12 protein-coding genes are annotated in these 13,645 nt (G+C 73.0%); 3 read left to right on the plus strand and 9 right to left on the minus strand.

All coding sequences use genetic code 11. From position 1 onward, the window contains the following. Nucleotides 1-10 precede the first annotated feature (10 nt). From ACZ607_RS27875 to ACZ607_RS27890, 4 genes are all read right to left on the minus strand, one after another. On the minus strand, nucleotides 11-1,162 hold the full coding sequence (locus tag ACZ607_RS27875) for a serine hydrolase domain-containing protein (RefSeq protein ID WP_469738928.1): 1,152 nt from the start codon (nucleotides 1,160-1,162) through the stop codon (nucleotides 11-13). Between the two features lie 104 nt (nucleotides 1,163-1,266). Then, entirely contained in the window at nucleotides 1,267-1,842 is a 576-nt protein-coding gene (locus tag ACZ607_RS27880; RefSeq protein WP_469738930.1) for a histidine phosphatase family protein, read from the minus strand. 69 nt (nucleotides 1,843-1,911) lie between these two features. After that, nucleotides 1,912-2,349 carry a GNAT family N-acetyltransferase gene (locus ACZ607_RS27885; RefSeq protein WP_469738932.1) on the minus strand — a complete coding sequence of 146 codons (438 nt, stop codon included), beginning with the start codon at nucleotides 2,347-2,349 and terminating at the stop codon, nucleotides 1,912-1,914. After that, nucleotides 2,346-3,806 carry an aminotransferase-like domain-containing protein gene (locus tag ACZ607_RS27890; RefSeq protein ID WP_469738934.1) on the minus strand — a complete coding sequence of 487 codons (1,461 nt, stop codon included), beginning with the start codon at nucleotides 3,804-3,806 and terminating at the stop codon, nucleotides 2,346-2,348. Before ACZ607_RS27890 ends, ACZ607_RS27885 begins: the two co-directional genes overlap by 4 nt. Here ACZ607_RS27890 and ACZ607_RS27895 point away from each other — a divergent pair. Beyond that, nucleotides 3,805-4,776 carry a DMT family transporter gene (locus ACZ607_RS27895; protein ID WP_469738936.1) on the plus strand — a complete coding sequence of 324 codons (972 nt, stop codon included), beginning with the start codon at nucleotides 3,805-3,807 and terminating at the stop codon, nucleotides 4,774-4,776. The genes ACZ607_RS27890 and ACZ607_RS27895 overlap by 2 nt on opposite strands. 42 nt (nucleotides 4,777-4,818) lie before the next feature. Beyond that, nucleotides 4,819-5,022, plus strand: coding sequence for a DUF1918 domain-containing protein (locus ACZ607_RS27900; protein WP_469738938.1), 204 nt, complete (start codon nucleotides 4,819-4,821; stop codon nucleotides 5,020-5,022). A 49-nt stretch (nucleotides 5,023-5,071) separates the two neighbouring features. On the opposite strand, the gene ACZ607_RS27905 is transcribed toward ACZ607_RS27900, so the two are convergent. Beyond that, nucleotides 5,072-6,331, minus strand: a complete 1,260-nt coding sequence (locus tag ACZ607_RS27905; protein ID WP_469738940.1) for a glycoside hydrolase family 10-like protein — start codon at nucleotides 6,329-6,331, stop codon at nucleotides 5,072-5,074. A gap of 198 nt (nucleotides 6,332-6,529) precedes the next feature. Between ACZ607_RS27905 and ACZ607_RS27910 the strand changes: the two genes are divergently transcribed. Then, the gene (locus ACZ607_RS27910; RefSeq protein WP_469738942.1) at nucleotides 6,530-7,390 is read left to right on the plus strand and encodes a 3-hydroxybutyryl-CoA dehydrogenase; all 861 of its coding nucleotides are present in this window, start codon (nucleotides 6,530-6,532) and stop codon (nucleotides 7,388-7,390) included. Between the two features lie 69 nt (nucleotides 7,391-7,459). Here the strand turns inward: ACZ607_RS27910 and ACZ607_RS27915 are convergent, their stop codons facing one another. The 4 genes from ACZ607_RS27915 to pheS all read right to left on the minus strand — a co-directional run bounded on the left by ACZ607_RS27915 (nucleotide 7,460) and on the right by pheS (nucleotide 13,613). Further along, a complete protein-coding gene (locus ACZ607_RS27915) occupies nucleotides 7,460-7,990 on the minus strand; it encodes an NUDIX hydrolase (RefSeq protein WP_469738944.1) in 531 nt (176 codons plus the stop codon). Nucleotides 7,991-8,077: 87 nt separating this feature from the next. Then, a complete protein-coding gene (locus tag ACZ607_RS27920; RefSeq protein WP_469738946.1) occupies nucleotides 8,078-9,418 on the minus strand; it encodes a transcriptional regulator in 1,341 nt (446 codons plus the stop codon). Nucleotides 9,419-9,975: 557 nt separating this feature from the next. Next, the gene (gene pheT / locus ACZ607_RS27925; protein ID WP_469738948.1) at nucleotides 9,976-12,486 is read right to left on the minus strand and encodes a phenylalanine--tRNA ligase subunit beta; all 2,511 of its coding nucleotides are present in this window, start codon (nucleotides 12,484-12,486) and stop codon (nucleotides 9,976-9,978) included. Beyond that, on the minus strand, nucleotides 12,486-13,613 hold the full coding sequence (gene pheS / locus ACZ607_RS27930) for a phenylalanine--tRNA ligase subunit alpha (protein WP_124279656.1): 1,128 nt from the start codon (nucleotides 13,611-13,613) through the stop codon (nucleotides 12,486-12,488). The genes pheT and pheS overlap by 1 nt, the downstream gene beginning before the upstream one ends. Nucleotides 13,614-13,645: the final 32 nt, after the last annotated feature.

Raw genomic sequence — 13,645 nt, forward strand, 5'->3', positions numbered from 1 at the left:
ACGGCACCGCTCACAGGGCGGCGTACACGGCGTCGACCAGGGCCATCTTGCGCGGGTCGTCGGCGATGTGCGGGCCCATGCGGTTCATGACGTAGCCGAGCGCGACACCCGCCTCGGGGTCGGCGAGGCCGCAGGAGCCGCCCGCCCCGTCGTGTCCGACGGCGCGGGGGTTGGGGCCGTACGACCCGTTCGGGCCGCTCAGCCAGAGCCCGAGCCCCAGCTCCGTCTCGTGGGCGAAGCCCGCTCCCAGCACCAGGTCCCGGCAACCGCCCTGGCCCTCGCGGACCCGCTCGGCCGCCGCCTCGGAGAGGATCCGCCGGCCGTCGAGGCTGCCGCGTCCGGCGAGGATGCCGTAGAGCGCGGCGACCCCGCGGGCGGTGCCGTGGCCGTTGGCGGCGGGGATCTCGGCGGCGCGCCACTCGGAGGTGTTGGCGGCGGCGATGCCCGTGCCGGGGTTGAGCAGCGAGGCGATGGCGACCGGCTCCATCGTGGCGAAGAGCGCGGCCTGTTCGCGGGCGACGGACTTCGGCTGGACCAGTTCGGCGACCCGGCCCGCGTCCTGCTCCGGCAGCCCCACGTGGAAGTCGATGGAGAGCGGTCCGGTGATCTCCTTGCGCAGGAACTCCCCGGGCAGCAGGCCGCTGACCCGGCGGACGACCTCGCCGACGAGGAAGCCGTACGAGATGGCGTGGTAGCCGGAGCGGGTGCCGGGCTCCCACCACGGCTCGGTGGCCGCGAGGCGGGCCGTCGTCAGCTCCCAGTCGTAGAGCTCGGCCAGGGTGTGCGGATCGCGCAGGCCCGCGACCCCGGAGCGGTGCGAGAGCAGATGGCGTACGCGCACGGACTCCTTGCCCGCGGCTCCGAACTCGGGCCAGTACGCGGTCACCGGGGCGTCCAGGTCCAGGAGGCCCCGGTCGGCGAGGACATGGGCGCAGAGCGCGGTGGGGCCCTTCGTCGTGGACCAGACGTTGACCACGGTGTCGCGCTCCCAGGGGCGGGTCCGCTCCCCGTCGGCCCAGCCGCCCCAGAGGTCCACCACCGGACGGCCGTCGAGCAGGACGGTGACCGCCGCGCCCAGCTCGTCACGCTCGGCGAAGTTCGCGGCGAACGCGTCGCGCACCGCGGCGAACCGGTCGTCACAGTGGCCTTGGATCTGCGGCACGGGCTTCTCTCCTCGTCTCGGTCCACGCACCGTACCGACTGGTCGGACCGGCGGGAAGACGTCGTACGCGCCGTTCCCGCGACCGGGTGAACCCGTCGTCCGGCTCAGTGCCGGACCGATTCGAGGCTGAGGCTCCAGCGGCCGGGCAGTCCGGTGATCGTCACGGTGGAGAGCGGGCGGACGTCGACGTTCCAGTACGTCGACGGCGGGGCCTTCAGCGCGTACACCAGGGCCGCGCGGACGACGGCGGGTTCGGCGACGGCGACGAGCGCGCCCTCGCGGACCGGACGGGTGTCGAGCCAGCTCCCCACCCTGGATATGAAGGCGAGCAGGGATTCGCCGCCGTGCGGGGCGGCACGCGGATCGGCGAGCCAGGCGTCGACGCCGGCCGGCTCGCGGGCGGCCACCTCGGCGAGGGTCATGCCCCTCCAGCGGCCCATGTCGCAGTCGCGGAGCGCCGGCTGGACGAGGGGCGCGAAGCCGAGGGCGTCGCCGGTGGCGCGGCTGCGCGGGGTGGGCGAGCAGTAGCGCAGTTCGGCGACACCCAGCGGCACCAGGATGTGGGCGACGAGCTGGACCTCGCGCCAGCCGGCGTGGTCGAGCGGCCGGTCGTCGTCGAAACGCTCGGCGAGGAGGGCGGAACTTCGTGCTGCGGCGACGAGGGACACCCGGACACTCATGGGCGCGATCGTGGGGCCGGGCGCCGCGCCGGTCAAGAGGACACCCGGCCATATGCGTCCGCCCGCACCTCAGCCCGTCTGGAGGGACATCCACATCTCCGGTTCGGCGAGCGGTGCGAACCCGAGCTTCGCGTACACCCCGTGGGCGTCCTTGGTGGCGAGCAGGAACCTGCGCACCCCGAGCGGGGCCAGCCGGTCCCGGACGGTGGTGACCAGCCGGGTGCCGAGGCCGTGGCCGCGGGCCGCGGGGTCGACGTACACATCGCAGATCCACGCGAAGGAGGCATGGTCGGTGATCACCCGTGCGTACGCGGTCTGCTCGCCCGAATCGACGTCGTAGGCACCGAAGTTGAGCGAGCCCGCGATCGCGCGGTCCTGCTGCTCCCTGGTGCGCCCGAGGGCCCAGTAGGCGTCCGTCGACAGCCAGCGGTGGACGCGGGCCGCGTCGAGCCGTGAGGGGTCGTCGGAGATCTCGTGGCGCTGTCCCGCACCTCTGTCATCACTCATCCGGGGAGGCTATCGCCCGGGGCCCGCAGTCCGTCGAGGGCGGTGCGGAGCCGGCGGATGCCCTCGGCGGTCTCGGCGGGGCCCGAGACGGCCGCGAAGCTCAACCGGATGTGTCCGGCGGGGGGTTCGGCGCAGTGGTAGGGGCGGCCCGGGGCGACGGCGACGCCGGCCCGCAGCGCGGCGGTGACCAGGGCGGACTCGCCGTCCCCCGGGCCGGGGAGCCGGAGCCAGAGGGTGCCGCCGCCCGACGGCACGTGCGTCAGGGTCAGTTCGGGCAGCCTGCCGCGCACGGCGGCCGCCATGGCGGTGCGGCGGCTGCCGAGTTCGGCGGCCACGGTACGCAGATGACGCCCCCAGGCCGGGGAGCCGACGAGTTCGAGTGCGGCCTCCTGGAGCGGGCGCGGCACGAAGAAGCTGTCGACGACCTGGATGGCGCGCAGCCGTTCCCGTACGGGACCGCGGGCGGCCAGGGCTCCCACGCGGAGGCTGGAGGAGGTGATCTTGGTGAGGGAGCGCACATGGATCACCACACCGTCGGGGTCGTCGGCGGCCAGCGGTTCCGGGAGCGGGCCCGCGTCGTCGTGGGCGAGACGGCGGGCGAAGTCGTCCTCGACGACGAAGGCGCCCGCCTGCCGGGCGGCCCGCACGACGCGTGCGCGCCGCTCGGGGGCGAGGGTCACGCCCGTCGGGTTCTGGAAGAGCGGCTGGCAGACGAAGACCTTGGCCCCGGTGTCACGGAAGGCGGCTTCCAGCAGGTCGGGGCGGACCCCGTCGGCGTCCACGGGCACGGGCACGGGCCGCAGCCCGGTGGCGCGGGCGGCGGCCAGCATGCCCGGGTAGGTGGGGGACTCGACGAGGACGGGGGCGCCGGGCGGGGCCAGCGCCCGCAGCGCGGTGGACAGGGCGTTCTGCCCGCCGGCCGTGATCAGGACGTCGGACCCGGTGAGGGCGGGGCCGATCTCCCGGGCGAACCAGGAGCGCAGCTCGGGCAGCCCGTCGACGGGCGGCCGGCCCCATGCGCCGGGGCGGCGGCCGGCCCGGGCGAGCGCGGCGGCCAGGGCCCGCTCGGGCTGGAGGCCGGGGTGGAGGTAGCCGCCGTTGAACTCGATGACGCCGGACGGGGGTTCGGCGAGCGTGACGAGGACGCCCGAGGCGTCGACGGTACGCGGCACGACCTCGGGCCCACCGCCTCCGCTGAGCGCGACCTCCTGCCAGGAGGTGTCACCCGGGGCCGGTGCGGGGGCGCGGGTCCCGGCCCGGAAGGCGCCCGCGCCGGGGCGGGTGACGACCAGGCCTTCGGCGGCGAGCTGCGCGACGGCCCGGGAGACGGTCACCGGGCTGACCTTGAACCGCTCGACGAGTGCACGACTGGACGGCAGCTTCCCACCGGGTGAGTAGCGGTCGAGCTCACCCTTCAGGGAAGTGACCAGTTCAGCGACGCTGCTACGCTCATGCATGACAGCACAGAATAGCACTACCGCACCACGCACGATAGCGGTTGATGCCACCCGGCCGACGGCCTGCCGCGGCCCCGGCGGAGGCGTCGTGCTCGCGGGACTCGGCGTCCTCGCCTTCTCGCTGACCTTCCCCTCGACGGTCTGGGGCCTGGAGAGCTTCGGCCCCTGGTCGCTGGTCGCCCTCCGCAGCGTGCTCGCGGCGCTGATCGCGGGGTGCGCGCTGCTCGTGGGGCGGGTCCCGGTGCCCGAGCGGCGCCACTGGGCCGGTCTCGCGGTCGTCGCGGGCGGTGTGGTGGTGGGTTTCCCCCTGCTGACCTCGCTGGCCCTCCAGACCTCCACCAGTTCGCACGCGGCGGTCGTGGTGGGGCTGCTGCCGCTGACGACCGCGCTCTTCTCCGCACTGCGCACGGGCTCCCGGCCGCCGCGCGCCTTCTGGCTCGCGGCGCTGGCCGGGGCGGCCGTGGTGATCGTCTTCACGGTCCAGCAGAGCGGCGGGAAGCTGTCCGGCGGCGATCTGTACCTCTTCGGGGCGCTGCTGGTCTGCGCGGCGGGATACACCGAGGGCGGCAGGCTGGCCGGGGTGATGCCGGGCTGGCAGGTGATCGGCTGGGCGCTGGTCCTCGCCCTGCCGCTCGCCGTGGCCGGCGCGGCGGTGGCACTGCCCTTCGAACCGGTGCACCTCACGGCGCACGGCGTCGTCGGGCTGGTCTGGGTGGCCGCCGGGTCCACCTTCCTGGGCCTGTACGTCTGGTACCGGGGCATGGCCGAGATCGGGGTCCCGCGCGCCAGTCAGCTCCAGCTGGCACAGCCGCTGCTCACCCTGGTCTGGTCGTTCCTCGCCCTCGGCGAGGAGGTGTCCGCCGCCGCCCCGGTGGCGGCGGTGGCGGTCCTGGTGTGCATCGCCGTCACCCAGCGCGCGGGAAGGCGCGGCGGGCGCACAGCGAAGGCCGAGGCGCCTGTCGAGTCATAGACTTGTCGACATGGACCGCCACCCGTGAGGAGGTCACTCCCGATGGAGGCACACACGGGCGACCGGCTGGTGACGCACGGCAGGACCGTCGGGCAGCACGACCGGGTCGCAGAGATCATCGAGGTGCTCGGCGACGGGGGCAGCCCCCCGTACCGTCTGCGCTTCGAGGACGGGCACGAATCGATCAGGTCCCCGGGCCCGGACAGCGTCGTCCAGCACACCGCCCCCGAGGACCGGGACCGGTAGAGCGCGCGGGGCCCGGGAGCACGAGCGGCCGCCGGGCCCCGCGTCCTTGTCAGCGCGGGGTGCGGGCGCGCGTCGGGTAGTGGTCGGCGACGACCCGGGCCATGGCCCCGATGGGGTCCGCCTTCACCTGCTTCGCGGAGAAGAAGATGTGCCCGCCCGCCTCCGGATGGCCGGCGGCCAGGTCCAGATGGCGTGAGAGTTCGGCCGGGTCCTGCCAGGCGGCGGGCTGGGCGGGGTCGCCGGCCTTGTAGAGCGCCTCACCGATGTACAGGCCGACGCCGGTGCCGCGCACCGTCTCCGCCCACCAGGGCAGCAGTTTCGCGTAGTCGGCGGCGGCGAAGCCGATGTTCCAGTAGAGCTGCGGGCAGATGTAGTCGATCCACCCCTCCTTCACCCACTTCCGGGTGTCGGCGTGCAGGTCGTCGTACGTCTGCACACCGGCCGCGGTGTCGGAACCCAGCGGATCGGTCGAGGCGTTGCGCCAGACCCCGAAGGGGCTGATCCCGAAGCGGACGCCGCTCCTGACCTCCTTGATGCGTTCCGCCGTCTCCCGCACCAGCCGGTCGGTGTTGTCGCGCCGCCAGGCGGCCTTGGTCGCGAAGTCCTCGCCGTACTCCTCGTACGCCGCGTCGTCGTCGAAGACCTGGCCGGCCACCGGATAGGGGTAGAAGTAGTCGTCCCAGTGCACCGCGTCGATCGCGTAGCGGCTCACCGCGTCGAGCATCGCGTCCTGGACGAACTCCCTGACCTCGGGCAGCCCCGGGTTGTAGTAGAGCTTCCCGCCGTACGGAAGGACCCAGTCCGGGTGCAGCCGGGCGGGGTGGGAGGCGACGAGACGCGAGGGGTCCGTGTGGTTGGCGACCCGGTAGGGGTTGAACCAGGCGTGCAGTTCGAGCCCCCGGGCGTGCGCCTCGCGTACGGCCGTGCCCAGCGGGTCCCAGCCGGGGTCCTTGCCCTGGACCCCGGTGAGGCACTCGGCCCACGGCTCGTACGAGGAGGGCCACAGGGCGTCGGCGCTGGGCCGGACCTGGAGCACCACGGCGTTGAGCCGCAGGGCGACCGCCCGGTCCAGGTGCGCGATCAGCTCCGCCTCCTGGGCCGCGGCGCTCAGACCCGGCGCCGAGGGCCAGTCCAGATTGGCGACCGTGGCGATCCACACCCCCCGCAGCTCGCCGGTCTCCGCCCTGCGGCGGCGCCGGTGCGGGGAGGAGGCGGGTCCGCGCGCGGCGACGGCGTCCCCCGCCGTCATCAGCGCGGCCACCGTGCTCGCCGCACCCAACACCAGGGACCTTCGGCCCATACGACGCATGTGTGCACCTTTCGCTCATCGGTTCGCGTGTGTCACACCCGTGCTGTGCGTGACACAGATCATGCCCGCCCCCGGGCTCCCCGACCCGCAGCTCACCGGAACCGGATCGCGGAGTAACGTCGTGGGGTCGAGGCGGGCACCGGAATCAAACGGGACTGCCGCACGAAGATCAGCGAAAGGCACGAGGTGACGGACTCTATGGCCGACATTGCACGCGTCGGAGTGGTCGGCTGTGGCCAGATGGGCGCAGGCATCGCGGAGGTGTGTGCCCGCAGCGGCCTCGATGTCATGGTGGCCGAGACCACCGGCGAGGCCCTCGAAATAGGGCGTACCCGGCTCCACAACTCTCTCTCCAAGGCCGCCGAGCGCGGCAAGATCACCCCGGAGGAGCGCGACGAGACGCTCGGCCGCCTGAGCTTCACCACGGATCTGGGCGAGTTCGCCGACCGCGACCTCGTGATCGAGGCCGTCGTGGAGAACGAGCAGGTCAAGACGGAGATCTTCCAGGTGCTCGACCAGGTGGTGACGCGTCCGGACGCGATCCTCGCCTCGAACACCTCCTCCATCCCGCTGGTGAAGCTGGCCGTCGCGACCTCGCGCCCCGACCAGGTCATCGGCATCCACTTCTTCAACCCGGCCCCGGTGCAGCGGCTCGTCGAGCTGATCCCCGCGCTGACGACGTCCGACGAGACCATCAAGCGTGCCGAGTCCGTCGTGCAGAACGTGCTGGACAAGCACGCCATCCGCGCCCAGGACCGCTCGGGCTTCGTCGTCAACGCCCTGCTGATCCCGTACCTGCTCTCGGCGATCCGGATGTTCGAGTCGGGCATCGCCAGCCGCGAGGACATCGACAACGGCATGGAGATGGGCTGCGCCCACCCGATGGGCCCGCTCAAGCTCGCCGACCTGATCGGCCTGGACACCGTGGCCTCGGTCGCCGACTCCATGTACGCCGAGTACAAGGAGCCGCTGTACGCCGCTCCCCCGCTGCTCCAGCGGATGGTCGACGCGGGCCGGCTCGGCCGCAAGACGGGGTCGGGGTTCTACCCGTACGAGTGAACCGCTTCCGCCGGTGCGGCGGGCGGCCCGGCCTTGTGGCCGGATCGCCCGCCGCACCGGTACGCGCGGTCAGCCCAGCCGCATGTGATGGAGCATCAGCAGCCCTGCCGCCATGTTGGCCGCCGGTATCTCACCGCGCGCGATCATGTCCGGCACGAGCTTGAGAGGGACCCACTCGCGGCGCGAGGACTCGAAGTCGTCCGCCGGATGACCGGTGTACGTGGCCTCCCGCGTCCAGAAGAGATGGTGCCGGGCGTCGACGAGGCCGTTGGCCGGTTCCACGGTCATCAGCGGGTGCAGCTCGCCGGGGCGCCATCCGGTCTCCTCCTCCATCTCCCTCGCTGCGGCCGCGGCGATGTCCTCGCCGTCCTCGACCACGCCCGCGGCGAGTTCCCAGCCCCAGCTGTCGGTGATGAAGCGGTGCCGCCACAGGAGCAGGACCTCGTTGGCCTCGTTGACGACGGTCGCCGCGGCGACGGCCCTGAGCCGTATGAGGAAGTGGTCCAGATGCCGGCCGTCCGGGAGAACGACATCCGCCAGGTTGACCCGGAACCAGCGGTTCTCATACACGGTCTGTTCGTTCAGGTTCGTCCACTGCACAGTTCTGCCACCTTCCGACTGGTCGATGGCAACATCGGAGCAGGGTCCACCCCGCAGGGGAACGCGTGACGGCTCCCTGGACGGGGCTCACAGGGGCACGCGCAGCGCCCCCTCGATGAGGCCGGCCGCAGCCGCGGCATCGGCGCTGCCGCTCGCGGCCAGTTGTCCCCGTACGGAGCGGAGCCGGTCCCGGAGCCGCTGGGACTCCATGCCCCGGGCGCGTTCCGCCATCTCCGAGGCCGTGACGGCCGCCCGGTCCGCCTCCCCCTGGAGCAGTTCGAGACGGGTGAGCATGGCGAGCCGGTGGACGGTCCCGCGATCGTGCGCCGGGGAGCGTACGGCCGCCGCCGCGTGCTCCCGGGCGCCCGCGAGGTCGCCCAGGCACAGCAGCGCCTCCGCCACCTGGACGTTGACGAGGCCCGGCTGGACGTACCCCGTCTCGTCCGGTTCGCCGCCGCTGCGGATGCGGGCCGACTCGGTCTCGGCGCGGCGGATGCACTCCAGGGCGCTGCGGTCGTCGCCGAGCCGGGCGTACGCCTTGGCCTGCATCGCGTGCAGGTCGCTGGCCAGCGCCGGGGTGATGTGCGGGCCCGCCGCGCGCAGGGCCGCCTCGGCGAAGGCGACGGACCGGCGGAATTCGGCCAGGTACAGCGACTGGTTCACCAGCAGCGCGATCACATAGCCGCCGAGCCCCCGGTCCCCGCTGGCCTTGGCCAGGCGCAGCGCCTGGTGGAAGTAGCGCTGGGCCAGGCCGTGGGCGTCGGAGTCGTAGGCGCAGATGCCGGCGACGGCCACCAGCCCGGCGGTCGCGCGGTGGAGCTGACGGCCCGTGGCGTCGCTGTACCCGCCGCGCAGCAGCGGCGCGGTCTCGGCGTTGAGGAAGCCGACGATGCGGGACCTGGTCGCGATGCCGCCGGCCTTCCGGTACATCTGCTCGTAGTGCGCGCGGGCCGCGCGGAGCATCGCTATGTCCGCCATGCTCACGCGGCAGGGCCCGGGGCGGGAGACATCGGCGTCCTCGGGCGGGTTCTCCCACTCCCAGACCGGCATCACGGCCGTCGTGCCCGTGACGGCGGGCGCGGTGGCGAGGTGCGGTCGCTGCTGTTCGTCGGAGCGCCACAGCGCCGTGGCGTGCTCGACGAAGCCGGACAACCCGGCGCCCCGGGCCTCCGTGTGCATCCCGGGGATCCCCATGCCGATGTCGTCGAGCGTGACGGGCCGGTCCAGCCGGCCCGCCAGGACCTCGCAGATCAGGTCGGGGACCTGTCCGCGCGGGCGCTGGCCCTTGAGCCAGCGGGCGACCGCCGTGTGCTCGTAGCGCAGGCACAGCCCGCGGGCGCGGCCGGCCTGGTTGACATGGCCGGCGAGCCCGGCGCGGGACACACCCGCCTCGTCGATCAGGGATTCGAGCAGGACGTTGGGCTCCATTGCCCCCCCATGTACGCGTCGCAATGAGCTTAGACCGTCCGGCACATGGTGGGTGGAAGAAGGAGCGGGGCTGGGTGCGTGCAGCTGCAAGGCGGAGGATTGAGGCAACGCGGAGCGATTGGGGCCTCCCCTGGTCGAGCGAAGCCGAGACCTTGGGGAAGATGGACGACAACGCCGCAGATGTGCGTGCCCAGCCCCGCGACGCCACCCACCACGTGCCGGACGGTCCAAGTGGAGCACGATTCACACGGGGTGTGAACGGAATGCCCGAACCATCCTGCTGTGCGCTCTGCCGCGCCGCGGCGCCGCTCGCTTGAATGAGTCCCTCGCAAGAGGCGGCCGGGTCGTCGGCTCCCCCTCGTAACAGTTCGACGACCCGCCCCCGCGCCGTTCGTTCTGCCGGCCTGCCCGACACTCCGTGGCAGGGCGGGCGGCGCCGGACCGCACGTCCCACTGCCCCGATGACAGCCGGGTGCGTCGTGGTCCCCGGGCCGTCCCGCGAGAACAGAAGGGGCGTATCCGGTGGCCGGATACGCCCCTTCTCACTGCCGTGGGCCCTACGCGCCGCGCAGCACCGCGCCGGTGCGCCCGGCCGCCAGGGCGACCGCGGAGTCACGGGCCGCGGAGGCCTCCTCCACGGTCAGCGTGCGGTCCGGGGCACGGAACCGCAGCGCGTACGCCAGGGACTTGTTGCCCTCACCGATCTGCTCGCCGGTGAAGACGTCGAACAGCCGCAGCGATTCGAGCAGGTCGCCGGCGCCTTCGCGGAGCGCCGTCTCGACCGCTTCGGAGGGCACGTCCGAGGCGACGACGAGCGCGACGTCCTGGGTCGCCACCGGGAAGGTGGAGATCCGGGGCGCCTGGAGGGCGCCGTCGACGGCCCGCTCCAGGACGTCGATCTCGACCTCCATGGCGCAGGTCCGCTCGGGGAGGTGGAGCTCCTTGACGACGCGCGGGTGGAGTTCGCCCGCGTGCCCGAAGAGGGTCTCCTCGCCGTTCACGGTGACGTACAGCGCGGCACAGCGGCCGGGGTGCCACGGTGCGTGCCGGTCGGCGCGGACCGTCACCTCGACGCCCGCCTCGCGGGCGATGCTGCGCGCCGCCTCGACGGAGTCCGCCCAGTCGGCGGGGCGGCCCTTGCCCCACCAGCCGGTCTGCTCGCGGGCGCCCGCGAGGACGACGGCGGCACGGCGCGGCTGACGCGGGAGCGCCGCGTCGAGCCCGGCGATCTCCTCGTCGGTGGGCCGGCGGTCGACGGGCAGCCGTACGGCCTTGGTCTCCTCGCCGGTGGGCCTGAAGACCAGCCCGGTCTCGAAGAGCGCCAGGTCGTGGCTGCCCCGGCCGTCGTTGCGCCGCAGTGCGCCGAGCAGACCCGGCAGCAGCGTGGTGCGCAGCGCGGGCTCCTCGTCGGAGAGCGGGTTGACGAGGGTGACCGTACGGCGGCGGGCGTCGTCCTTCTCCAGGCCGAGCTGGTCGAGGACGGCGTCACCGATGAACGGGTAGCTGAGCGCCTCGACGTAACCGGCGCCGGCCAGCGCCCGGCCGATGCGGCGGTGCAGCCGCTGGCGGTCGGTGAGCCCACGGCCGGACGGCGGCGTCGGCAGGGTGGAGGGGAGGTTCTCGTACCCCTCCAGCCGGATGACCTCCTCGGCCAGGTCGTTCGGCTCGGCGAGGTCGGGCCGCCAGGACGGCACGGTGACGATCAGCTCGTCCTGCCCGTAGACGTCGCAGCCGACCTGCTGGAGGCGGCGTACGACGGTCTCGCGGCCGTACGCGACACCGGCCACCCGGTCGGGGTGGTTCGCGGGCATCGCGATGGTGCGCGGCGCGGACGGGGCGGTGATCTCGGTGACGCCGGCCTCGGCGGTGCCGCCCGCGAGGAGGACCAGCAGGTCCACCGTGCGCTGCGCGGCAGCGGCGGCGGCCTGCGGGTCGACGCCGCGCTCGAAGCGCTTGGACGCCTCGGAGCTCAGCTTGTGGCGGCGCGCGGTCCGGGCGATGGCGATCGCGTCGAAGTGCGCGGCCTCGATGACGACCTCGGTGGTCCCGGCGTCCTCGGCGTGGTCGGCGATCTCGGTGTCGGCGCCGCCCATCACGCCCGCGAGACCGATCGGCCCGCGGTCGTCGGTGATGACCAGGTCCTGGGAGTCCAGGACGCGCTTGGCACCGTCGAGCGTGGTGAGCTTCTCGCCCTGCTGGGCGCGGCGCACCCCGATCGTCCCCGCGACGCGGGAGCGGTCGTAGGCGTGCAGCGGCTGGCCGAGCTCCAGCATCACGTAGTTGGTGATGTCGACGGCGAGCGAGACGGTGCGCATCCCGGCCTTCTGCAGCCTGCGCTGCATCCAGATCGGGGAGCGCGCCTCGGGCCGCAGCCCGGTGACCGTACGCGCGGTGAAGTTGCTGCATCCGAACGGGTCGGACACCTTCACCGGATAGCCGTGCGCGTTGGGCGGGGGCACGTCCAGGAGCGCCGGGTCGCGCAGCGGCAGCCCGTACGCGATGGCGGTCTCGCGGGCGACACCGCGCATCGACAGGCAGTAGCCGCGGTCGGGGGTGACGGCGATGTCGAGGACCTCGTCGACGAGCTCCAGGAGCTCGATCGCGTCGGTGCCCGGCTCGTACTCCGGCGGCAGCACGATGATGCCGTGCGTGCCGTCGTCGCCCATGCCGAGTTCGTCGGTCGAGCAGATCATGCCGTGCGAGGTCTTGCCGTACGTCTTGCGGGCGGCGATCGCGAAGTCGCCGGGCAGCACGGCGCCCGGGAGGACCACGACGACCTTGTCGCCGACGGAGAAGTTACGGGCGCCGCAGACGATCTCCTGCGGTTCGCCGGTGCCGTTGGCGGTGCCGACGTCGACGGTGCAGAAGCGGATGGGCTTCTTGAAGCCCTCCAGCTCCTCGATGGTCAGGACCTGTCCGACGACCAGCGGGCCCTTGAGGCCGGCGCCGGTCTGCTCGACGGTCTCGACCTCCAGGCCGACGGAGACGAGCTTGGCCTGTACGTCACGGCCGGTCTCCGTCGCCGGCAGGTCGACGTATTCCCGCAGCCAGGAAAGCGGGACGCGCATCAGATCTCCATCCCGAACGGCCGGGTGAACCGGACGTCGCCCTCGACCATGTCTCGCATGTCCTCGACGTTGTGGCGGAACATCAGCATCCGCTCGATACCGAATCCGAAGGCGAATCCGCTGTACTTCTCGGGGTCGACGCCGCAGGCGACGAGCACCTTGGGGTTGACCATGCCGCAGCCGCCGAGCTCGATCCAGCCCTCACTGCCGCAGGTGCGGCAGGGGCGGTCCGGGTTGCCGACGGACTCGCCGCGGCAGACGTAGCAGACCATGTCCATCTCGGCGGACGGCTCGGTGAACGGGAAGAAGTTCGGCCGCAGCCGGGTCTTCATGTCCGGGCCGAAGAGCGCCTGGACCATGTGGTCCAGGGTGCCCTTGAGGTCGGCCATGGTGAGACCCTCGTCGACGGCGAGCAGCTCGATCTGGTGGAAGACCGGGGTGTGCGTGGCGTCGAGCTCGTCGGTGCGGTAGACCCGGCCGGGGCAGACCACGTAGACGGGGGGCTTGCGGCTGAGCAGCGAGCGCGCCTGGACCGGCGAGGTGTGCGTACGCAGCACGACACCGGACTCGTCGCTCTTCGCGCCGTCGGCGCCCTGGACGAAGAAGGTGTCCTGCATCTGCCGCGCCGGGTGGTCCGGCACGAAGTTCAGGGCGTCGAAGTTGAACCACTCCGCCTCGACCTCGGGGCCCTCGGCGATCTCGTAGCCCATGGCGACGAAGACGTCGGCGACGCGCTCCATGATGGTCGTCAGGGGGTGGCGGGCGCCGGCCGGGACGCGGTCGTAGGGCAGGGTGACGTCCACCGCCTCCTCGACCAGCACCCGGGCGTCACGCTCGGCCTCCAGCTCGGCCTGGCGGGCGGCCAGCGCCTTGGAGACGGCGCCGCGGGCCTGGCCCACGCGCTTGCCCGCCTCGGCCTTGGCCTGCGGGGGCAGGGCGCCGATCTCCCGGTTGGCGAGCGACAGGGGCGAGGTACCACCGGTGTGCGCGGTCTTCGCCTGGGCGAGCGCGTCGAGGTCGCCGGCGGCGGCGAAGGCGGCGAACGCCTCGTCCCGCATGCGCTCGATCTCTTCCGGTTTCAGTGCCTCGACCTCGACTGGGTCGTACGACTTGTTCGGTGCCGACATCTCTTCCCGTGCTTCCGATTGGCTGGTGGCGA

Source organism: Streptomyces sp. NPDC104381, assembly GCF_055583745.1.

Coding starts and splice junctions, on each gene's coding strand:
- ACZ607_RS27880 (WP_469738930.1), bottom strand. CDS start 1,842: ATGAGTGTCCGGGTGTCCCTCGTCGCCGCAGCACGAAGTTCCGCCCTC.
- ACZ607_RS27885 (WP_469738932.1), bottom strand. CDS start 2,349: ATGAGTGATGACAGAGGTGCGGGACAGCGCCACGAGATCTCCGACGAC.
- ACZ607_RS27895 (WP_469738936.1), top strand. CDS start 3,805: ATGACAGCACAGAATAGCACTACCGCACCACGCACGATAGCGGTTGAT.
- ACZ607_RS27890 (WP_469738934.1), bottom strand. CDS start 3,806: ATGCATGAGCGTAGCAGCGTCGCTGAACTGGTCACTTCCCTGAAGGGT.
- ACZ607_RS27900 (WP_469738938.1), top strand. CDS start 4,819: ATGGAGGCACACACGGGCGACCGGCTGGTGACGCACGGCAGGACCGTC.
- ACZ607_RS27905 (WP_469738940.1), bottom strand. CDS start 6,331: ATGCGTCGTATGGGCCGAAGGTCCCTGGTGTTGGGTGCGGCGAGCACG.
- ACZ607_RS27910 (WP_469738942.1), top strand. CDS start 6,530: ATGGCCGACATTGCACGCGTCGGAGTGGTCGGCTGTGGCCAGATGGGC.
- ACZ607_RS27920 (WP_469738946.1), bottom strand. CDS start 9,418: ATGGAGCCCAACGTCCTGCTCGAATCCCTGATCGACGAGGCGGGTGTG.
- pheT (WP_469738948.1), bottom strand. CDS start 12,486: ATGCGCGTCCCGCTTTCCTGGCTGCGGGAATACGTCGACCTGCCGGCG.
- pheS (WP_124279656.1), bottom strand. CDS start 13,613: ATGTCGGCACCGAACAAGTCGTACGACCCAGTCGAGGTCGAGGCACTG.